This is a genomic window from Pedococcus cremeus (assembly GCF_900111375.1).
GTDB classification, from domain to species: Bacteria; Actinomycetota; Actinomycetes; order Actinomycetales; family Dermatophilaceae; genus Pedococcus_A; species Pedococcus_A cremeus.
This window is the reverse complement of sequence record NZ_FOHB01000001.1, coordinates 190,920-210,630: the sequence shown is the minus strand read 5'-3', so window position 1 is coordinate 210,630 and position 19,711 is coordinate 190,920. Positions and strand designations below refer to the sequence as shown.

The 19,711-nt window shown below is 71.6% G+C and carries 18 protein-coding genes; 14 read left to right on the top strand and 4 right to left on the bottom strand.

The annotated features are described in order from the left end of the window. Positions 1-5 precede the first annotated feature (5 nt). The 7 genes from speB (at position 6) to ispG (ending at position 8,300) form a co-directional block, all read left to right on the top strand. Positions 6-1,205 carry an agmatinase gene (gene speB / locus BMW78_RS00915; protein ID WP_091755532.1) on the top strand — a complete coding sequence of 400 codons (1,200 nt, stop codon included), beginning with the start codon at positions 6-8 and terminating at the stop codon, positions 1,203-1,205. Further along, positions 1,205-2,665, top strand: a complete 1,461-nt coding sequence (locus BMW78_RS00910) for an NAD-dependent succinate-semialdehyde dehydrogenase (RefSeq protein ID WP_091755530.1) — start codon at positions 1,205-1,207, stop codon at positions 2,663-2,665. Before speB ends, BMW78_RS00910 begins: the two co-directional genes overlap by 1 nt. A gap of 29 nt (positions 2,666-2,694) precedes the next feature. Next, positions 2,695-3,246, top strand: a complete 552-nt coding sequence (locus BMW78_RS00905; protein ID WP_218144186.1) for a potassium channel family protein — start codon at positions 2,695-2,697, stop codon at positions 3,244-3,246. 119 nt (positions 3,247-3,365) lie between these two features. Continuing rightward, positions 3,366-4,445 carry a DnaB-like helicase C-terminal domain-containing protein gene (locus BMW78_RS00900; protein ID WP_091756459.1) on the top strand — a complete coding sequence of 360 codons (1,080 nt, stop codon included), beginning with the start codon at positions 3,366-3,368 and terminating at the stop codon, positions 4,443-4,445. A 48-nt stretch (positions 4,446-4,493) separates the two neighbouring features. Continuing rightward, positions 4,494-5,762, top strand: coding sequence for a 1-deoxy-D-xylulose-5-phosphate reductoisomerase (gene dxr / locus BMW78_RS00895; RefSeq protein ID WP_091755527.1), 1,269 nt, complete (start codon positions 4,494-4,496; stop codon positions 5,760-5,762). Further along, positions 5,762-7,105, top strand: a complete 1,344-nt coding sequence (locus BMW78_RS00890; RefSeq protein ID WP_091755525.1) for a M50 family metallopeptidase — start codon at positions 5,762-5,764, stop codon at positions 7,103-7,105. The genes dxr and BMW78_RS00890 overlap by 1 nt, the downstream gene beginning before the upstream one ends. A 34-nt stretch (positions 7,106-7,139) precedes the next feature. Next, a complete protein-coding gene (gene ispG, locus BMW78_RS00885; RefSeq protein ID WP_091755523.1) occupies positions 7,140-8,300 on the top strand; it encodes a flavodoxin-dependent (E)-4-hydroxy-3-methylbut-2-enyl-diphosphate synthase in 1,161 nt (386 codons plus the stop codon). Positions 8,301-8,397: 97 nt separating this feature from the next. Here the strand turns inward: ispG and BMW78_RS00880 are convergent, their stop codons facing one another. Further along, on the bottom strand, positions 8,398-9,729 hold the full coding sequence (locus BMW78_RS00880; RefSeq protein ID WP_177180224.1) for an HNH endonuclease signature motif containing protein: 1,332 nt from the start codon (positions 9,727-9,729) through the stop codon (positions 8,398-8,400). Positions 9,730-9,891: 162 nt separating this feature from the next. Then, the gene (locus tag BMW78_RS21295) at positions 9,892-10,017 is read right to left on the bottom strand and encodes a hypothetical protein (protein WP_281247043.1); all 126 of its coding nucleotides are present in this window, start codon (positions 10,015-10,017) and stop codon (positions 9,892-9,894) included. 78 nt (positions 10,018-10,095) lie between these two features. On the opposite strand from BMW78_RS21295, the gene BMW78_RS00875 reads away from it, so the two are divergent. The 7 genes from BMW78_RS00875 (at position 10,096) to BMW78_RS00845 (ending at position 16,569) form a co-directional block, all read left to right on the top strand. Further along, a complete protein-coding gene (locus BMW78_RS00875) occupies positions 10,096-10,941 on the top strand; it encodes a GNAT family N-acetyltransferase (RefSeq protein WP_091755519.1) in 846 nt (281 codons plus the stop codon). A 129-nt stretch (positions 10,942-11,070) separates the two neighbouring features. Beyond that, the gene (locus BMW78_RS00870) at positions 11,071-11,505 is read left to right on the top strand and encodes a DoxX family protein (protein ID WP_091755517.1); all 435 of its coding nucleotides are present in this window, start codon (positions 11,071-11,073) and stop codon (positions 11,503-11,505) included. Position 11,506: 1 nt separating this feature from the next. Next, on the top strand, positions 11,507-12,403 hold the full coding sequence (locus BMW78_RS00865; RefSeq protein WP_091755516.1) for a GNAT family N-acetyltransferase: 897 nt from the start codon (positions 11,507-11,509) through the stop codon (positions 12,401-12,403). 43 nt (positions 12,404-12,446) lie between these two features. After that, positions 12,447-14,270, top strand: coding sequence for a proline--tRNA ligase (locus tag BMW78_RS00860; protein ID WP_091755514.1), 1,824 nt, complete (start codon positions 12,447-12,449; stop codon positions 14,268-14,270). Then, on the top strand, positions 14,267-15,040 hold the full coding sequence (locus BMW78_RS00855) for an HAD family hydrolase (protein WP_091755512.1): 774 nt from the start codon (positions 14,267-14,269) through the stop codon (positions 15,038-15,040). The genes BMW78_RS00860 and BMW78_RS00855 overlap by 4 nt, the downstream gene beginning before the upstream one ends. A 37-nt stretch (positions 15,041-15,077) precedes the next feature. Further along, positions 15,078-15,827 carry a TSUP family transporter gene (locus tag BMW78_RS00850; RefSeq protein ID WP_091756457.1) on the top strand — a complete coding sequence of 250 codons (750 nt, stop codon included), beginning with the start codon at positions 15,078-15,080 and terminating at the stop codon, positions 15,825-15,827. 34 nt (positions 15,828-15,861) lie between these two features. After that, positions 15,862-16,569, top strand: a complete 708-nt coding sequence (locus BMW78_RS00845; protein WP_245735591.1) for a nucleoside/nucleotide kinase family protein — start codon at positions 15,862-15,864, stop codon at positions 16,567-16,569. Here the strand turns inward: BMW78_RS00845 and BMW78_RS00840 are convergent. Beyond that, on the bottom strand, positions 16,566-17,285 hold the full coding sequence (locus tag BMW78_RS00840) for a PspA/IM30 family protein (protein WP_091755508.1): 720 nt from the start codon (positions 17,283-17,285) through the stop codon (positions 16,566-16,568). The genes BMW78_RS00845 and BMW78_RS00840 overlap by 4 nt on opposite strands. Positions 17,286-17,412: 127 nt before the next feature. After that, a complete protein-coding gene (locus BMW78_RS00835; protein ID WP_091755506.1) occupies positions 17,413-19,656 on the bottom strand; it encodes a TPM domain-containing protein in 2,244 nt (747 codons plus the stop codon). Positions 19,657-19,711 lie beyond the last annotated feature (55 nt).

The following is a 19,711-nucleotide window of genomic DNA, read 5'->3' as shown; positions in this document are numbered from 1 at the left end:
GAGCCATGACCCGCTACGGCGCCCAGTTCGGGCCCGACATCACGTTCCTCGGCGTGCCGCCGTGCGACCTCGACGAGCCGGAGTCGTATGCCGGCGCCGACGTCGTCGTGCTCGGCGCACCCTTCGACGGAGGCACCTCCCACCGCCCGGGAACCCGCTTCGGGCCGCAGGCGATCCGGATGACCGACTACCTGCCACACGACGGCTCGCGGCCGTCGCTGGCGCTACGCACCGACGGGCTCGTCGACCTCAGGGTGGTCGACGCGGGTGACGTCGAGATGTACTCCGGGGACATCGAGGTCGCCCTGCCCGCCCTCGAGGCGGCGGTGGAGAAGGTGGCGCGGGCCGGCGCGATCCCCGTGGTGCTCGGCGGTGACCACTCGATCGCCTTCCCCGACGCCAAGGGCGTGGCCAACGTACTCGGCCACGGCCGCGTCTCGATGATCCACTTCGACGCCCACGCCGACACCGGTGACATCGAGTTCGGCTCGCTGTGGGGTCACGGCCAGCCCATGCGCCGGCTCATCGAGTCAGGGGCCCTGCGCGGCGACCGGTTCCTGCAGGTCGGGCTGCGCGGCTACTGGCCGCCGCCGGAGACGCTGGACTGGATGGCCGGACAGCGCATGCGCTCGTTCGAGATGACCGAGATCGTGCACCGCGGCCTGCAGGACTGCCTCACCGAGGCGTTCGCCATCGCCACCGACGAGTGCGACGGTGTCTTCCTCTCCGTCGACATCGACGTGTGCGACCCCGGCCACGCACCCGGCACCGGCACGCCCGAGCCCGGTGGCCTGTCGGCCCGTGAGCTGCTCGACTCGGTGCGCCGCATCTGTCTCGAGCTGCCCGTGGTCGGCATCGACGTCGTGGAGGTCAGCCCGCCCTACGACCACGCCGACATCACCGCCGCCCTCGCGAACCGCGTTGTGCTGGAGGCTCTCTCGGCCATCGCGCGCAAGCGTCGCGACGAGCGCGAAGGCACTCGGTGGGACCCCGCCCAGCCGCTGCTGGCCGGCCGGGTTCCCGAGCCCACCCAGCCGTTCGGCAGCACGCCGCACGCGCACGGACACCACCACAGCACGGCGCTGTCACACGACGACAACGAGACGTGGCCCGCCAAGGGAGCGCCCGCGGCATACGCGCACGACGACACGGCGCACGACGAGACCACCGACGAGACCCCTGAGAAGAACGAGGAGAGCTCCTGATGACCCTGTCGCAGAAGGACCTGATCGACTCCGTCCCCACCGGCCTGCTCATCGGCGGCACCTGGCGGGACAGCTCCGACGGGGCGACCATCAAGGTCGAGGACCCCTCCACCGGTGAGGTGCTCACCGAGGTCGCCGACGCCAGCGTCGAGGACGGCAAGGCGGCGCTCGACGCCGCCGTTGCGGCACAGCGGGAGTGGGCCGCCACGGCGCCGCGCGACCGCGGCGAGATCCTGCGCGCGGCGTTCGAGAAGATCACCGCCCGCGCCGACGACTTCGCCATGCTCATGACCCTCGAGATGGGCAAGACGCTGGCCGAGTCCAAGGGCGAGGTCACCTACGGCGCCGAGTTCTTCCGCTGGTTCGCCGAGGAGGCCGTGCGCATCCACGGCCGCTACTCGACGTCGCCCAACGGCGCGACCCGCCTGGTCACCATGAAGGCCCCCGTGGGGCCGACGCTGATGATCACGCCGTGGAACTTCCCGCTGGCCATGGGCACCCGCAAGATCGGCCCGGCCATCGCCGCCGGTTGCACCATGGTGGTCAAGCCGGCCGGCCAGACGCCGCTGACCATGCTGGCCCTGGCCCAGCTGCTCGAGGAGTGCGGCCTTCCCAAGGGCGTGCTCAACGTCGTCACCACCTCGCGCACCGGCGACGTGATGGAGCCGATCATCCGTGATCCTCGGCTGCGCAAGCTCACCTTCACCGGCTCGACGCCGGTGGGCCGCAAGCTCGTCGAGCAGTCGGCCGAGCAGCTCCTGCGCGTCTCGATGGAGCTCGGCGGCAACGCCCCGTTCATCGTCTTCGAGGACGCGGACCTCGACCGGGCCGTCGAGGGCGCGATGCTCGCGAAGATGCGCAACATCGGTGAGGCGTGCACCGCGGCCAACCGGTTCTACGTGCACGAGAGCCTGATGGACGAGTTCGGCAGCCGGTTCGCCGAGCGGATGAAGGCGCTCACGGTCGGCCGCGGCACCGAAGAGGGTGTCGATGTCGGTCCCCTCATCGACGCCAAGGCACGCGACGGCGTCGCCGAGCTCGTGCAGGACGCCCGTGACAAGGGCGCCGAGATCGTGCTGGGCGGCAAGGCCGCCGAGGGCAAGGGCTACTTCTTCGAGCCGACGGTCGTCACCGGGGTGCCCAAGGACGCCCGGGTCATGACCGAGGAGATCTTCGGCCCGGTCGCCCCGATCGCGTCGTTCTCCACCGAGGAGGAGGTGCTCGAGCTGGCGAACAGCACCGAGTACGGCCTGGTCGCCTACGTCTTCACCAAGGACCTGTCGCGGATGATCCGGGTCAGCGAGGCGCTGGAGTTCGGCATGATCGGCTTCAACCAGGGCATCGTCTCCAACCCCGCGGCGCCGTTCGGCGGCGTCAAGGCCTCCGGGTTCGGGCGTGAGGGCGGCTTCGAGGGCATCGAGGAGTACCTCGAGACCAAGTACGTCGGCATCGCCCCCTGACCGGGGCGCGGGGGAGAGGCGGAAGAGTCGTGCCGTTGCGGGGGAGGAACCAGCCGCTGGTGGCGCTGCTGTGGCACACCACGGTGGTCCTCGTCCTGCTCACGGTCGGCTACTACCTGATGCCGCTGCGCATGACCGGGTCGGGGGCGGTCGCCGGTGGCCGGGTGGTGGGCTCGCTGGTCGCATGGGGGATGCTGCTGGTCTTCCTCCGCGTGGCGACCCGCCGCAGCCACGAGCGCCTGCCCGCCGAGTACGTGCGGATCCAACGGCTGCTGAGCGCCCTCTACCTGCTGGTCCTCAGCTTCGCCTTGCTCTACGCGATCACGGGAACGGTCGCCCCGGACCAGTTCAGCGGCATGACCACCCGCACCGACGCCCTCTACTTCTCGGTGACCACCACGGCCACGGTGGGCTTCGGTGACATCCACGCGAGCGGCACCTTCGCCCGCCTGCTCGTGACCGTCCAGATGCTCGTCAACCTCATCTACATCGGCACCGCGCTCCGCGTGCTCAGCAGCGGCATCAGCTTCCCCAGGCGGGATGCCGAACCGGAGCCCGGGCAGGACGCGGAGCAGGACTAGCGCGGCCCGGACCGGTCGTGCACGGTTCGTCCACTTCGCCCGTTTTGCGGATGGGCCGTTCGGGCAGATTTCGCCCACACGTCTTCCAGCGGGTGCCCGGTATGGCTCGAATGGGCGCCATGACAGCCACGGTCTCCACCGCGGACCAGGGGGGCCTCGTCGTCGTCGACGGGTCGAGCCCCTCGGCGCCCGCGCATGACCCCCGCCTGAAGTCGCTCACGACGGTGCTCGCCGACACCACCGCGAAGATCCAGCAGGGACGCTCGGCCGGGGCCCGCGTGTGGCCGACCGGCTTCGACGCCCTCGACACCGCCCTCGCCGGCGGCCTGCGGTCCGGCGAGCTCATCCTCATGGGCGGCCCGCAGGGCCTGGGCAAGACGACCATGGCGCTGCAGATGCTGCGCCGGGCCATCGTCACCGGCACCCGGCCGGCGATCTTCTTCTCCTACGAGCACGACGCCCACGCCGTTCTCGAGCGACTCATCGCCATCGAGGCGGCCGACCTCGGCGGCTCGGAAGCCTTGACGCTCAACACGATCCGGCAGGTCTTCGAGTCACGGCACACGCGCGCCACCTCGCTGGAGGAGCAGTTCGCCAACACCCGGGGCGGCGCCCACGCCGTGCGGGCGCTCGCGCGCTACTCCGACCGGCTGCACATCCACGCCTCGAGCGGCATGCACACCGGCATCGACCAGATCCGCGCTGCCGTGCAGGCGGTGGCGGAGGAGCACGGCCAGGCGCCGTTCGTCCTCGTCGACTACCTGCAGAAGGTGCCGGTGCCCGGTGCGGGTCTCGGTGACGAGGAGCGCATCACCCACGTCGTCGAGCAGCTCAAGGACATCGCCCTCACCGTCGAGTCGCCGGTGCTGGCCATCGTCGCCGCCGAGAAGGCCAGCCTGGTCGCCGGCAAGCGCATGCGCGTGCACGACCTGCGGGGCTCCTCGGCGCTGGCCTACGAGGCCGACGTCGTGTTCATCCTCAACGACAAGTACGACATCGTGGCCCGGCACCACCTGATGTACCACCTCGACATGGCCGAGCGGTTCCGGCAGTGGGTGGTCCTGACCATCGAGAAGAACCGCGGAGGCATCGACAAGGTCGAGCTCGAGTTCCAGAAGCGGTTCGAGCAGGGGCGCTTCGAGCGTGAGGGCCGCATCGTGCAGGAGCAGCTCATCGAGGAGCGGATCTTCGTCGACTGAGCCCGCCCTGCCGGACGGGGACCACGCCCGTCCGGCAGGGTGTGGTTGATGGGGGAGAATGAGGCAGTGACTTCATCCCGCTCTGTCGCCGTGCTCGGGTCCACGGGCTCGATCGGCACCCAGGCCCTCGACGTCATCGCCCGCAACCCCGACCGCTTCACCGTCGCCGCGCTGAGCGCGGGCGGCAACGTCGACCTCGTGGCGCAGCAGGCCGTCGCCACCCGGGCGCCCCTGGTGGCCGTCGCCAGTGCCACCCGCGAGCAGGTGACCGACGCCGTCGCCGGGTATGCCGCGGAGGCCGGCCACGCGGCATACCGGCCCGAGGTGGTGGTCGGGGAGGAGGCGAGCGTGCTCGCCGCCCGCTGCGGCGCCGACGTCGTGCTCAACGGGATCACCGGCTCCATCGGCCTGCGGCCGACCATCGCCGCGCTCGAGGCCGGCTCCGTGCTGGCGCTGGCGAACAAGGAGTCGCTGATCATCGGCGGACCGATCGTGAAGGCCCTCGCACGCCCCGGCCAGATCGTGCCGGTCGACTCCGAGCACTCGGCGATCGCGCAGAGCCTGCGCGGCGGCCGCGCCGAGGAGGTGCGGCGGCTGGTCGTCACGGCGAGCGGGGGACCCTTCCGCGGCCGCACCCGTGAGCAGCTGCGCGACGTCACGCCTACCGAGGCGTTGGCCCACCCCAACTTCGCCATGGGCCGGGTGATCACCACAAACTCGGCGACGCTGGTCAACAAGGGCCTCGAGGTCATCGAGGCGCACCTGCTGTTCGACATCCCGTTCGAGCGGATCGACGTGGTGGTGCACCCGCAGCAGATGATCCACTCGATGGTCGAGTTCCACGACGGCTCGACGGTCGCGCAGATGGGGCCGCCCCGCATGCTGGTGCCGATCGCGCTGGGCCTGTCGTGGCCGGAGCGGCTGGCCGACGTCGACGTGCCGTGCGACTGGACGCAGGCGCAGAGCTGGGACTTCTTTCCCCTCGACGATGACGCCTTCCCGGCCGTCCGGCTCGCCCGGCAGGTCGGCGCGGCGGGTGGGACGTACCCTGCCGTGTACAACGCCGCCAACGAGGTGGCGGTCGACGCGTTCCACGACGGCGCCATCGGCTTCGTCGACATCGTCGACACGGTCTCGCGGGTCGTGGAGGAGCACGGCGTCGACGACCACGGATCGGCCCTCGGGAGTGATTCGGGGGCCTTGAGCGTTGACGACGTGATGCGGGCCGATGCCTGGGCCCGCGCACGCGCACGGAAGGTGTTGGGTTTGCCGGACATGCACGCCGCTTCCAGCCACACCGCTGGGGCCGCCACGTGATGTACCTCCTCGGCGTCCTCGTCGTCGCCTTCGGGATCGGCGCGTCGATCGGCCTGCACGAGATCGGCCACCTGGTGCCGGCCAAGAAGTTCGGCGTCAAGGTGACCCAGTACATGGTCGGCTTCGGGCCCACCGTGTGGTCACGCCGTCGCGGGGAGACCGAGTACGGCATCAAGGCCGTCCCGCTCGGTGGCTACATCCGGATGATCGGCATGTTCCCGCCCAAGCCGGGCGACGACCCGACCAAGCTCCGGGTCTCGAGCACCGGCCGGTTCTCCCAGCTCATGGACGAGGCCCGCCAGCAGAGTCTCGAGGAGGTGCAGCCGGGCGACGAGAAGCGGGTCTTCTACCGCCTGGCCGTGCCCAAGAAGCTGGTCGTCATGCTCGGCGGCCCGGTGATGAACCTCATCATCGCCACCGTGCTGTTCGGCGGCATCTTCACCCTCTACGGCCTGCCCGAGGTCACGCCGAAGCTCTCCAGCGTGAGCCAGTGCGTCGACATCAAGAAGGCCGGGCAGAACAGCTCCGAGCAGTGCACCTCCGCCATGCCGGTCGCCCCGGCCAACGCCGCCGGCCTCAAGCCGGGCGACGTCCTGGTCTCCGTGGCCGGCAAGAAGGTGTCGACCTGGGATGACGTGCGCGTGGCGATCCGCGGCAACCTCGACAAGCCGATGACCATCGTCTTCGAGCGGGGCGGCAAGGAGCAGACCGTCACGGCCAAGCCGCTCGTGCTCGACCTGCCCGTCTACGACGCCCAGGGCCGACCGCAGACCGACGCCTCCGGCAAGGTCGTGACCGAGCGCGCCGGGTTCCTCGGCACCAGCGGCACGCCCGAGATCGTCAAGCAGCCGGTCACGGCCGTCCCGGGGCTCATCGGCGAGCAGGTGGCCCGCACGGCCGGTGTCGTGCTCAAGATCCCCGAGAAGATGGTCGGCGTGGCCAAGGCGGCCTTCGGCTCGGGCGCCCGCGACCCCGAGGGCCCGATCTCCGTGGTCGGAGTCGGCCGGGTCGCCGGTGAGGTGGCCAGCACCGACACCTCCCGCATCGACGGGGGCGCCGCTGCGAAGTTCGTCACGCTCATCGGCCTGATCGCCTCGCTGAACCTGGCGCTGTTCGTCTTCAACCTCATCCCGCTGCTGCCGCTCGACGGCGGCCATGTCGCGGGTGCGCTGTGGGAGGGCCTGAAGCGACAGGTCGCCCGCCTGCGCGGGCGCCCGGACCCCGGCTACGTCGACGTCGCCAAGGCCCTGCCGGTGGCGTATGCCGTGTCGTCCCTCCTCATCGTCATGTCCGTCCTGCTCATCTACGCCGACATCGTCAACCCCGTCCGCCTCGGCGGCTGACCGCCCTTCACCACACCTAGGGGATACTTCCTCCATGACCGTTTCGCTTGGCATGCCCTCCGCACCCGCCCCCGTGCTGGCTCCGCGCCGCAAGACCCGCAAGATCCGGGTGGGGAAGGTCGAGGTCGGCGGCGACGCCCCCATCTCGGTGCAGTCCATGTGCACGACGCCGACCACGGACATCAACGCGACGCTGCAGCAGATCGCGGAGCTGACCGCCGCGGGCTGCGACATCGTGCGGGTCGCGTGCCCCAGCCAGGACGACGCCGACGCGCTGCCGGCCATCGCGAGGAAGTCGCAGATCCCGGTCATCGCCGACATCCACTTCCAGCCGAAGTACGTCTTCGCGGCGATCGACGCCGGCTGCGCGGCGGTGCGCGTCAACCCCGGCAACATCCGCAAGTTCGACGACCAGGTCAAGGAGATCGCGCAGGCCGCCAAGGACGCCGGCGTGTCCCTGCGCATCGGCGTCAACGCGGGCTCCCTCGACCGTCGACTGCTGGAGAAGTACGGCAAGCCGACCGCCGAGGCGCTCGTCGAGTCGGCCGTGTGGGAGGCGAGCCTGTTCGAGGAGCACGACTTCCACGACTTCAAGATCTCGGTCAAGCACAACGACCCGGTCGTGATGGTCCGCGCGTACGAGATGCTCTCCGAGCGGGGTGACTGGCCGCTGCACCTCGGGGTCACCGAGGCCGGCCCGGCGTTCCAGGGCACGATCAAGTCGGCCACCGCGTTCGGTGCGCTGCTCTCGAAGGGGATCGGCGACACGATCCGCGTCTCGCTGTCGGCTCCTCCGGTCGAGGAGGTCAAGGTCGGCAACCAGATCCTCCAGTCGCTCAACCTCAAGCCGCGCAAGCTCGAGATCGTCTCCTGCCCGTCGTGCGGCCGCGCCCAGGTCGACGTCTACAAGCTCGCCGACGAGGTCACCGCCGGTCTGGAGGGCATGACCGTGCCCCTGCGCGTCGCCGTCATGGGCTGCGTCGTCAACGGGCCGGGGGAGGCCCGCGAGGCCGACCTGGGTGTCGCCTCCGGCAACGGCAAGGGCCAGATCTTCGTCAAGGGCGAGGTCATCAAGACCGTGCCCGAGTCGCAGATCGTCGAGACCCTCATCGAGGAGGCCATGCGCATCGCCGAGGAGATGGGCGAGCCGGTCGACGAGGACAGCGCCGGCGCTCCCAGCGTCACCGTCGGCTGAGCTGGCCCGCATCGAGGCTGGTCGCGCGACACACGCCTGAGCTGCGCCCGGGACATGCCTGCGGCGCCGCCGGTGGTGGGCGGGGTGTGGGGCGGGGTCACGCTGGTCCCTGCGCCGCGCGGCGGGCGAGGAGCTCGTCGTAGGAGCCTCGGGTGAGGTCCCACTCGACCCGTTCCCCGAAGGGCCCCTTCACAACCCGGCCGGCCAGGCGGCGGGTGTGGACGATGGTGTGGTGCCGCTCGCAGAGCAGGGCCCCGTTGGTCAGGTCGGAGGGTCCGAGGTCGGCCCAGTGCACCAGGTGGTGCGCGTCCGTCCACTGTGGCGGGGCCCCGCAGCCGGGGTAGGTGCAGCCGCCGTCGCGGAGCCACAACCGTTTGGTCTGGGCGTCGGTGAAGAAGCGCTTCTCCAGGCCCCAGTCGAGGACCTCCCCGCCGGCGCCGAGCACGACCGGGATGACGGAGCCGTCGCAGCACAGCCGCCGCACCGTCTCGGGCGCCAGGTGCGTGCCCGCATCCAGGCCACCCAGGGTCGTGGCGGCCCCGAGCCGGTCTTTCAGGTCGTCGTAGCTCATGGTCAGCAGCAGGGTCGTCTTGTTGGTCTTGCCGACCTCGTCCCCGGCCGCCACCGCCCGACGGACGAGCGTGACGAGCGCATCGCCGCGGCGCCGGTCCGAGGGTCGGAGGTCGCGTTCCCCGTCGACGGGCTTCGGTGCGGACAGCGGCCCGAGGGCCGCCTCGAGGACCGCTTTGCCCTCGGCGTCGAGGGTGAGCCGGTACTCGAAGGTGTTCGCTCCCGTGTCGGCGGGCTGGGAGAGGCGGATGAAGGACTTGCCCATGGTCTGCTGGTCCTGGAGCACGTCCTGGCGCCCGTACTTGGCGATCAGCCCGTCGCGCAGCAGCCGGCACCCGGACGGGCCGTGCTGCTCGGCCATCCCGATCAGCCCCTCGAGCACGTGCGGCTCGGCGCCGTCCGCCAGGAGGGGGCGCAGCTTGTCGGCCTCGGACACCACCACCGCCGCGGACTTCACCGGCAGGCGGCCGGACTCCACTGCCTCCTTCACCGGGGCGTTGACGCGCTTGCCGAACGCGGTGGCCACCGACACGATCGCCGCCGCGCCACCGGCGATGGTCGACGGCGCGTGGTGGCGGACCCACTGGGCGGTGGTCAGCGCCGCCGACCCGCCGTCGGACTCGCCGCGGTTCATCGCCTCCCGCAGTACCGCCACCCGGACGGCGTCACACGCCATGCCCAGGGCGTCGACCTCCGTCATCAGGCCAGCCAGGCCGTCCTCACCGCCGCCGGAGGGGACCTGCCACAGCACCTCGCGCAGCGCCGCCATCGCATCGCGGGCCTGCGAGATCTTCGCGCGGCACGCACCCGCGTTCGGACCCGACGTGGACCCGAAGCTGTGGCTGTGGTTCCCCTCCATGACCACAACAGTAGGGGCGACCACCGACAACCCGTCGCAAGCAACAGCGAACGGAAACCATTGCGTGACAAGTGTTTTCGCGGCATACAGGAAGCTCGACCGCAACCCGGACCCCACCACCTGTGGACGGTGTGACGGCATACCGCCGCCTGTGGACGACGGTCAGCGGATGAGCAGGTTGAGCAGCACCGTCAGCAGGATCGACAGTGCGACCGAGACGAGGATCATGGCGAGGCAGCCGGGCGCCCCACCGAGGGGACGGATCTCCAGGTTCCTGCCGATGCGCATGCCTGTGACGGTAACGATGCACCCCAGGTTGCGCACAATGACGCGACCGCCACACGCCTCAGCCCCTAGGCTGACCACGTGCTGCGCACCAAGTCGCCTGTGCAGGCGCTGACCACAGCCGACCGCGACGACGCGCTCGAGCTCTGCAGCCGCGACCTCGCCTCCAACGTCTTCGTCGCCGCCCGCATCCTCGAGGGCGTGCTGAGCAGCCAGCCCGGCACCCTCCTCGGCTACCGGGAGGAGGGCCGCCTCCAGTCGATGTGCTGGGCCAGCGCCAACCTCGTGCCCGTCGAGGCCGACGCCCAGAGCATCCCGGCCTTCGCGGAGCGCGTCCGCCGCTGGCGCCGCCACTGCGCCTCGATCCTCGGGCCGACCGAGCAGGTGAGCGAGCTCTGGCGGCTGCTGTCGCCCTCGTGGGGCCCCGCCCGCACCGTGCGACCGCACCAGCCCCTCATGAGCACCATGCAGCGCCCGTCCGAGCTCGGCCTCGAGCTCGACCCCCGGGTGCGCCCCGCCACCGCCGACGAGGTCGACCTCGTCATGCCGGCCGCGGCCCACATGTTCACCGGCGAGATCGGCTACGCGCCCTACACCGGCAGCGGCCACGCCTACCGGATGGCCCTGCTCGCCCTCATCGACCGCCAGCACACCTACGTCGTGGTCGAGGACGGAGAGGTGATCTTCAAGGCCGACATCGGCTCGGTCGCCCTCGGCTGCGCACAGATCCAGGGCGTCTGGCTCGCCCCTCACCTGCGCGGACACGGCCTGGCGGTGCCCGCCATGGCGGCCGTCGTCGAGCAGGTGATGGACGCCCGCGCCCCGTGGGTCACGCTCTACGTCAACGACTTCAACGCCAGCGCCCGTGCCACCTACGCGCGCGTGGGCTTCGAGGACGTCGGTTCCTTCACCACGGTCCTCCTCTGACCGCCCCGCCACCTGCTGCCCCCGCCCCGGTGTGACCGCGCCGACCCTGTGACCACCGGCACAGGCCGGTATGCCGTCGGGGCGGCCAATCGCCGCGTCCCCGCCTCCCGGCGCTGTCAGGATGGCGACATGACGACCGCGCCCGCCGCCCCGGCCACCCTCACCGGAGACCAGCCACCGGAGCTGACCCGGGACATCGTCGGGCTGGCCGCGCTCTTCCTCGTCTCGGGCACGACCCACCTGGTCAAGCCGGAGTTCTTCGAGCCGTTGGTCCCGCGCGCCCTGCCGACCCCACGCAGGCTGGTCTACGCCTCAGGGGTGGCCGAGCTGGTCTGCGCCGTCGGGCTGCTGCGCCCGCGCACTCGTCGGGTCGCCGGCTGGGCGAGCGCGGCCTTGCTGCTGGCGGTGTTCCCCGGCAACGTGCAGATGAGCGTCAGCCACGGGAAGCGGGCGGTCCGTCGCCAGGACACGACGTCGCGGGCCACCTTCGTGGCCACCGTGGCCCGGCTGCCGGTGCAGGTCCCGCTCATCCGCACCGCCCTGCGCGCGGCAGGACGGCTCTGACGTGCCAGGCCTCGTCTGGGCGCCACTCACCGAGGCGGACCTGCCGGGCCTGCGGCGCCTGGCCCAGGCGTGTCTCGCCGAGGACGGCGGGCTGCCGCTGCTCATGCAGGACGAGACATTGCGCTCACGGCTGCTGGCCGGCCCCGGCATCGCCGCCCGCGACGAGCTCGGCGAGGTGGTTGCCGCGGCAGGCTTGGTCCATGACCCGGACGGGGGCATGACGGCACTGGGTCTGGTCCACCCGTCCTTTCGCCGCCTCGGCATCGGCGGACAGCTCGTCAGGTGGGCGCGCGAGCAGCTCGACGGGCGCCCGGTGCGCATCGTGGTGGAAGACCTCACAGAGAGTGCCGACGACCTCCTGCGCGAGAACGGCATGGTGCAGACGTTCGCCGAGACGGTGATGCGCCACGACCTGTCGGACATCCCGCGGGTCAAGATCCCGGGAGGGGTGCGGACCATCGCCTTCGGCGACGACACCGCGCACGACTTCTACACGGCATACGTGAGGTCCTTCGCCGACCGCCCGGGGTTCCCCGAGCCCACGGAGTCGGAGTGGGTCGGCTTCCTTCGCGAGGACCGCGACTTCCGCCCCGACCTGTCGAGGGTCGCCCTCACCGACGAGGGGGAGCCCGTGGGCTTCGTGACGATCTCGGACAGCTGGATCGACCAGGTGGGAGTCGTGCCGCAGTGGCGGGGCCGAGGGCTCGGCGCGCACCTGACCGCACGCAGCCTCACGGCGATCGCCGCCGAGGGCGCCGACCAGGCCTGGCTCTGCGTCAACGTCGACAACCCCGCCGCCCGCGAGCTCTACGAGCACCTGGGCTTCACCGTCTTCGGCACCCGCGCCCGCTACACCGAGCACCAGCACGCCGCCGTGGTGCGGGTCAGGCACCCCTGACCGATATCCTCGGGGGGTTCCCACACCCTTTGAGGAGACTCCTGTGGTTCTGCGCATGTCCGCCCTGTTCCTGCGAACCCTTCGCGAGGACCCGGCCGATGCCGAGCTGCCGAGCCACAGGCTGCTCGTCCGGGCGGGCTACATCCGCCGCGTCAGCCCCGGCATCTACACCTGGCTGCCGCTGGGCCTGAAGGTGCTGCGCAACGTCGAGCGCATCGTCCGCGAGGAGATGGACGCGATCGGCGCCCAGGAGCTGCTCTTCCCGGCGCTGCTGCCGAAGGAGCCCTTCGAGGCGACCGGCCGCTGGGAGGAGTACGGCGACAACATCTTCCGCCTCAAGGACCGCAAGGACGCCGACTACCTCCTCGGTCCCACGCACGAGGAGATGTTCACCCTCACGGTCAAGGACCTGTACTCGTCCTACAAGGACCTCCCGCTGGCGCTCTACCAGATCCAGACCAAGTACCGCGACGAGGCGCGTCCGCGCGCGGGCCTCCTGCGCGGTCGCGAGTTCGTCATGAAGGACTCCTACTCCTTCGACATCGACGAGGCCGGGCTGGACAAGGCCTACCAGCTCCACCGCGAGGCCTACGTCCGCATCTTCAACCGGCTCGGCTTCCACTACGTCATCGTCGAGGCGATGGCCGGGGCCATGGGCGGCAGCAAGTCCGAGGAGTTCCTCGCCACCGCCGAGCACGGCGAGGACACCTACGTGCGCTGCTCCAGCTGCGGGTATGCCGCGAACGTCGAGGCCGTGCGGGTCCCGGTGCCCGACCCGGTGCCCTTCGACGGCGCGCCCGCCGCGCACGTCGAGGACACCCCCGACACCCCGACCATCGAGACGCTCGTCGACCACCTCAACGAGCGCCACGCCCGCGAGGACCGGCCCTGGACCGCGGCCGACACGCTCAAGAACGTCATCGTGACGCTGGCCTACCCCGACGGCCACCGCGAGCCGCTCGCGATCGGCGTGCCGGGCGACCGCGAGATCGACGAGAAGCGGCTCGAGGCCCAGGTGGCCCCCGCCGAGGTCGAGGCGTTCGACGAGAAGGCGTTCGCGGAGAACCCCGCGCTGGTCAAGGGCTACATCGGCCCCGGCGCGCTCGGCGAGCAGGGCACCGCCAAGATCCGCTACCTGCTCGACCCCCGCGTCGTGGAGGGCACCCGCTGGGTCACCGGCGCCAACGAGCCGGGCAGGCACGTCATCGACCTCGTGGTGGGCCGTGACTTCACCGCCGACGGCACCATCGAGGCGGCCGAGGTGCGCGCCGGCGACGAGTGCCCGAGCTGCGGCCACGTGCTCGAGACCGCCCGCGGCATCGAGATGGGCCACATCTTCCAGCTGGGCAAGAAGTACGCCGAGGCCCTCGACCTCAAGGTGCTGGACCAGAACGGCAAGCTCGTCACCGTCACCATGGGCTCCTACGGCGTCGGCGTCTCGCGTGCCGTGGCGGCCGTGGCCGAGGGCAACCACGACGACCTCGGACTGGTGTGGCCGCGCGAGATCAGCCCGGCCGACGTGCACCTCGTGGCCACCGGCAAGGACGACGAGGTCTTCGCCAAGGGCGCCGACATCGCCCGTGCCCTGGAAGCCGAGGGGCTCGAGGTCATCTTCGACGACCGCAAGGGCGTCAGCCCGGGCGTGAAGTTCAAGGACTCCGAGCTCATCGGCGTGCCCACCATCGTCGTGGTCGGTCGCGGCCTCGCCGAGGGCAAGGTCGAGGTCAAGGACCGTCGCTCCGGGGAGCGCACCGAGGTTGCGGTCGACGACGTCGTGGCTGCCGTCACCGCCGCCGTCCGCGGTGGTGTGGCCACGACCGGCGCGACCGGCGACGCCGCGGCCGGCCCCGCCGGAGCGGGGGAGTGAGCGAGCAGACCCCGACCGTCGAGGCGGTCATCTTCGACTGGGGCGGCACGCTGACGCCCTGGCACGAGGTCGACCTGCCCGCGCAGTGGCGGGTCTTCGCCCGTGAGGTGCACGGCCTGCCGGTCGAGGACAGCGAGATGCCCGCCGAGGACCTCGCCGAGGCGGACTCGCTCGCGCTGCGCATCCACGAGGCGGAGGAACGGGCGTGGAAGCGGGGGCGCTCCACCCACGAGAGCGCCTCGATCGCCGCCATCCTCGAGGAGGCCGGCGTCGACCCGGCCCACGACCGGCACCACCTGGCGCTCGCGGCATACCGTCGGTTCTGGGAGCCGCACACCCACACCGACCCGCAGGTGCGGCCCCTCTGGGAGGGGCTGCGCGACCGCGGCATCCGCGTGGGCGTGCTCTCCAACACCATCTGGACCCGCGCCTACCACCGCGAGGTCTTCCAGCGCGACGGCGTGCTGCACCTGCTCGACGGCGACGTCTACTCCTCCGAGATCCACGTCGTGAAGCCGCACCCGGAGTCGTTCCTCGCGGCCTGCGCGGCGGTCGGCGCCCGCCCCGAGCGCTCGATCTACGTCGGCGACCGGCTCTTCGAGGACGTGCACGGCCCGCAGCAGGTCGGCATGCGCGCGATCTGGGTGCCGCACTCCGACATCCCGCTCGACCAGCAGGTGGCGGTCGACGCCACGCCCGACGCGAAGGCGCACGAGCTGCTCGACATCCTCGACATCGTCGACGGGTGGCTCGCCGAGGTGGCCCGGTAGCAGCGTGGCCGACCCCGACCTGACCACCCTGGCGCTGATGGCCGTCGCGGCCTTCAGCGCCGGCTGGATCGACGCCGTCGTCGGTGGCGGCGGCCTCATCCAGCTGCCTGCCCTGCTGCTCGGCTTCCCGGGCGCCACCCCCGCGCAGCTGCTGGCCACCAACAAGTTCGGCTCGATCTTCGGCACCGCCACCAGCTCGCTGACCTACGTGCGGCGGGTGAGACCCGACCTGCGCACCGCCCTGCCCATGGCCGGGGTGGCGTTCCTGGGTGCCCTCGGCGGTGCGCTGATCGGCCTGCACATCCCCAAGAGCGCGTTCAACCCGATCATCCTCGTCATGCTCGTCGTCGTCGGTGGCTACACGGTCGCCCGGCCCCGGATGGGCCACGAGACCGCGCTGCGCTTCGACGGCCACAAGCACACGATCGTCGCGATGCTCACCGGATTCTGCATCGGCGTCTACGACGGTGCGCTGGGCCCGGGCACCGGCTCGTTCATGGTCTTCGCGCTCGTGGGCCTGATGGGCTACGCGTTCCTCGAGGCCAGCGCCAAGGCGAAGATCGCCAACTTCGCCACCAACCTCGGCGCGCTCGTCATCTTCATCCCCGGCGGCCACGTGATGTGGAAGGTCGGGGCGCTGATGGCCGCGATGAACCTCGCCGGTGGCTACACCGGCGCCCGCACCGCCGTGGCCAGGGGCAGCGCCTTCGTGCGCGTCGTGTTCATCGTCGTGCTGGTGGCGTTCATCGTCCGCATCGGCGGTTCCGTCCTCGGCCTCTGGTCCTGACCACGACATCGACTCGAGAGGAGCACCGGCGCCCATGAACCGCCCCACGAGCCGTCCCATGAACAGCGACGACGCCTTGCACCAGGTGCCTGACGTCGGGCTGCTCCTCGACCGCCTCGAGAGGCTGCGCGAGGCGCACGACCGCCGGGTCGTGCTCGGCGTCGCCGGTTCGCCCGGAGCCGGCAAGACCTCACTCGTCCTCGCCGTGCTGGCTGCGGCCGCGCGCCGGCCTGCGCTCGCCGGCCGGCTCGCGCACGTGCCCATGGACGGCTTCCACCTGACGAACGCCGAGCTCGACCGGCTCGGGCGGCGCGACCGCAAGGGGGCACCCGACACCTTCGACGCACCGGCGTATGCCGCGGTGCTCGCCGCGGTCCGCGACCCGGCCCGCCCCGTGGTCACCGCCCCGAGCTTCGACCACGCGGTGGGGGAGCCCGTGCCCGACGCGCTGGTCGTGCCCGCGTCGGCCGACATCGTGCTGACCGAGGGCAACTACCTGCTGCTCGACGAGGGTCCCTGGCGGGCGGTGCGGGCGCTGCTCGACGAGGTCTGGTTCTGCGGCCTCGGTGACGACGTGCGACGCGAGCGCCTGGTCGCCCGCCACGTCGAGGCTGGCCGGGACGCCGAGGACGCCGCGGAGTGGGTGCACCGCTCCGACGAGGCCAACGCGCGCCTGGTGGCCCCGACCGGCGGCCAGGCCGACGTCCTGCTCGTCGACGGCCGCGTCGTCAGCGCGCGCTAGGCCCCGCCGCCCTTGAGGGCGGCGAGCCGGGCCTCGACCTCGGCGTCGTCCTCGTGGTCCTCGAGCTCGGCGAACTGGTCCTCAAGCGTCGTCGCCCGGGCCTCCTCACGGCCCTGGACCATCGCCTCCTGCGTGCGGATCTTGTCCTCGAAGCGGGACAGCTCGCTGGTCGGGTCCATGACGTCGATCGACGCCATCGACTCCTGCACCTGGGCCTGCGCCTCGGCGGCCCGGGCGCGCGCCACCAGCTGCGAACGCCGGTTCTGCAGGTCCTCGAGCTTGGTGCGCATCATCGTCAGGCCGGCCTTGAGCTGGTCGACCGTCGCGTTCATCTGGGCGATGCGGGGCTCGGCCTCCTTCACCTCACGCTCGAAACCGATCTGGCGCGACAGGGCCACCTTGGCCAGGTTGTCGAACTTGTCGGCCCCGGCGGTGTCACCGGCCGTCCTCAGCTCGTCCGCCTTGCGCGAGGCGGCCGCCGCCTTGCCACCCCACTCCTGCGCGGCGTCCTGGTCGATCTTCAGGTCCTGCTCGGCCATACGGGTGTTCGCGATGGTCTGGGCCACCGCCTCCTCCGCCTCGGCGATCGAGTTCGTGAAGTCGGCGACGAGCTGGTTGATCATCTTCTCGGGGTCCTCGGCACGGTCCAGCATCGCGTTGATGTTGGCCTTGGCCAGCTGGCTGATGCGTCCGAGGATCGTGGTCTTCTGGGTCATCTGCTTCTCCTCCCGGCGTCTCCGCCGTGTCTGTCCTGGTCGTGCTGCTGCTCGTGTCGAGCGCGGTCGGTCTGGTCGCGGTCGGTCTGGTCGTGGTGGGTCTGGTCGTAGTGGGCGGTCGGGTCTCTCAGAAGCCACCACCCCCGCCGAAGCCGCCACCGCCGCCCCCGCCGCCGAAGCCCCCGCCACCGCCGAAGCCGCCCTGCGAGCCGCCCCAGCCGCCACCTCGGCCACCACCCCACCCGCCGCCGAAGCCGCCGCTGAGGATGCCGCCGAGGATGAGCGACGTCGGGTCGAGGCCACGCCGCCCGCGGCCGGTGGGGGTGCCCCACATGTTCCCGCCCGGCGGGCCCCACGAGTCGACGTCGTCCTGGGCGGCGCGCAGGGCCTGCTCGCCCTCGGCCTCCGCCTGGTCGAGCAGCTCGCCCGCCTGCTGGGCGTCGGCGTCGGCCCGTGCGGTGGCCTCGTCGTAGAGCCGCAGGGCGTTGGCGATGAGGGCCCTCGCCTCGTGCCCGACGCCGCCGCGGCGGCTCTGGATCCAGTCGTCGATGCTCGCCAGGCGGGCGCGCACCTGGGCCATCCGCTGCTCGAGGAGCTGCCGGCTGCGCTCGCGCCGCTGCTCCTCCTCGCGGTAGCGGGCCAGGGCGTTGTCGAGGTCCTTCTCGGCCCGGGCGAGCACCCGCAGCGCCTCGAGCGGGTCGCCGCCGTCGCGGGCCGCCGTGCCCTGGGCGATCGCTGAGCGCGCCGCGACGAGCGCGGTCTGAGTGAGCTGGTCGTCGGCGTGGAGCCGCTCGGCGTCTGCCACGTCGGAGGAGATCGAGGCCAGGGCGGCGTCGATGCGGGCCGCGGCACCGGCCAGCTCCTGACGGGCGTTGCCCACCGAGGTGAGCAGCACGTCGGCCTGGCCGACGGCCTCCTCCGCCGCCCGGGCCGCTGCCACGGCCGCCGGACGGTCGTCACGCTCCTTGAGGTGCTGTTCGCCGGTCTCGACGAAGTGCTCGGCCGAGTCGAGCAGCCGGGTGGCCTGGGTGACGTTGCCCGACACCGTCCGCAGCGACTCGGGTGGGTACTGGGCAGCCAGCCCGGCCAGCTCCTGCTCCGCCACCGGCAGACGACGACGCACCTCTCCGAGGCGACCCCGGAGCTCACCGAGGAACTGGGGGATGGTGGCCTCGAGGTTCCGCAGCCGGGTGAACTCGGCCTCCTGCGCGTCCAGCCGCTGGTCGGCGCCGCCTGCGAGCTCGATGATCCGCTCCAGCCGGGCGCGCACCTCCGCCTCGGCCACCTTCCCGGCAGCCTCCTGGTCCTGCAGCTCGCGCTGGAGCCGGAAGGCCTCGGCGGCACTGGACTTCGCGGACTCGAGTGCCTCCTTGAACGGCCGCGTCGCCTGCACGCCGAACTGGGCCTCCGCGAACGACAGCTCGTCCGCGGAGGAGCGGATCGCGTCGTCGACGTCGACCAGCGCAGCCGCGGCCCGGCGGCGCAGCTCCTCGGTCGGCACGGGTGCCGCCGCGGGGCCCTGTCCCGGCGGCCAGCCGCCGGCCTGCTCCTGCTGGCGGCGGGAACGGCGCCGTGCCACGGCATACAGGGCCACGCCGACGACAGGGATGAGGAGCAGCCACGGCAGCGCGTTGCCACCGGACCCACCGCTCGTGGTGCCGCCACCGGACCCCGAGAGGTCGCCGGCCGCGGCCTTGCCGTAGCCGTCAGCTGCGGCACGGACGGCGCCGGCCCAGTCGTCCTTCGCGAGCCGCGGCTCGATGTAGTCGGTCCGGACGGCGTTGTCCTCCTCGGGCGTCAGGCCCGACTCCTGCGTGGTCCAGGTGCCGTAGCGGCGGTCGTCGACGGCGACGGCCATCAGCACGTCGTTGCCCCCGAGCCCGGACCGCTCGAAGGTCTGCTGGGCCCACGTCTGGCCACTGGCGCCGTTGAAGCTCTTGACGTAGACGACGTAGAGCTGGAGGTTGTGCTCGCTGCGCAGCGTGTCGAGATCCTTCTGCAGGGAGTCGACCTGGCCGGTGAGCACTCCGGCACGGTCGGTGATCTGGGAGGTCACGTCGAACGGCGCGTCCGCGCGCCAGCCCTGGGCCACCGCAGCGGGTGGCCACCCCGTGGCCGTGCCGGCGAAGGTGCCGGCGAAGGTGCCTGCGACAGCGGCCGGTGACGGCGTTGCGGCCAGCGGCAGCCACGCCGCCGCCAACGCGCAGGCAGCGAGCGCTCGCACCCGTCGTGACCTGATGGCGTCCACACCTTCTCCCCGGTCGGCGTGCGACCACCGTATGCCGGTTGGCCACGCCGCGTCGGGAAAGTCGCACCGGAGGTCGAGAAGGAGGCCGCACACGGGGCCGCACACCAGGTCGCACAGGCTCATGGCGCGAGCGCAGAGCGTTCACAGCAAGCACCTAGGTTCCGGGCGGAACCTGCTT

Excerpts from the sequence above, each read along its gene's own strand:
- speB (WP_091755532.1), top strand. The coding sequence starts at position 6 with ATGACCCGCTACGGCGCCCAGTTCGGGCCCGACATCACGTTCCTCGGC.
- BMW78_RS00850 (WP_091756457.1), top strand. The coding sequence starts at position 15,078 with ATGGCCGTCGCGGCCTTCAGCGCCGGCTGGATCGACGCCGTCGTCGGT.
- BMW78_RS00870 (WP_091755517.1), top strand. The coding sequence starts at position 11,071 with ATGACGACCGCGCCCGCCGCCCCGGCCACCCTCACCGGAGACCAGCCA.
- ispG (WP_091755523.1), top strand. The coding sequence starts at position 7,140 with ATGACCGTTTCGCTTGGCATGCCCTCCGCACCCGCCCCCGTGCTGGCT.
- BMW78_RS00910 (WP_091755530.1), top strand. The coding sequence starts at position 1,205 with ATGACCCTGTCGCAGAAGGACCTGATCGACTCCGTCCCCACCGGCCTG.
- BMW78_RS00835 (WP_091755506.1), bottom strand. The coding sequence starts at position 19,656 with ATGAGCCTGTGCGACCTGGTGTGCGGCCCCGTGTGCGGCCTCCTTCTC.
- BMW78_RS00900 (WP_091756459.1), top strand. The coding sequence starts at position 3,366 with ATGACAGCCACGGTCTCCACCGCGGACCAGGGGGGCCTCGTCGTCGTC.
- BMW78_RS00845 (WP_245735591.1), top strand. The coding sequence starts at position 15,862 with ATGAACCGCCCCACGAGCCGTCCCATGAACAGCGACGACGCCTTGCAC.
- dxr (WP_091755527.1), top strand. The coding sequence starts at position 4,494 with ATGGGGGAGAATGAGGCAGTGACTTCATCCCGCTCTGTCGCCGTGCTC.
- BMW78_RS00890 (WP_091755525.1), top strand. The coding sequence starts at position 5,762 with ATGTACCTCCTCGGCGTCCTCGTCGTCGCCTTCGGGATCGGCGCGTCG.
- BMW78_RS00840 (WP_091755508.1), bottom strand. The coding sequence starts at position 17,285 with ATGACCCAGAAGACCACGATCCTCGGACGCATCAGCCAGCTGGCCAAG.
- BMW78_RS21295 (WP_281247043.1), bottom strand. The coding sequence starts at position 10,017 with ATGCGCATCGGCAGGAACCTGGAGATCCGTCCCCTCGGTGGGGCGCCC.
- BMW78_RS00880 (WP_177180224.1), bottom strand. The coding sequence starts at position 9,729 with ATGGAGGGGAACCACAGCCACAGCTTCGGGTCCACGTCGGGTCCGAAC.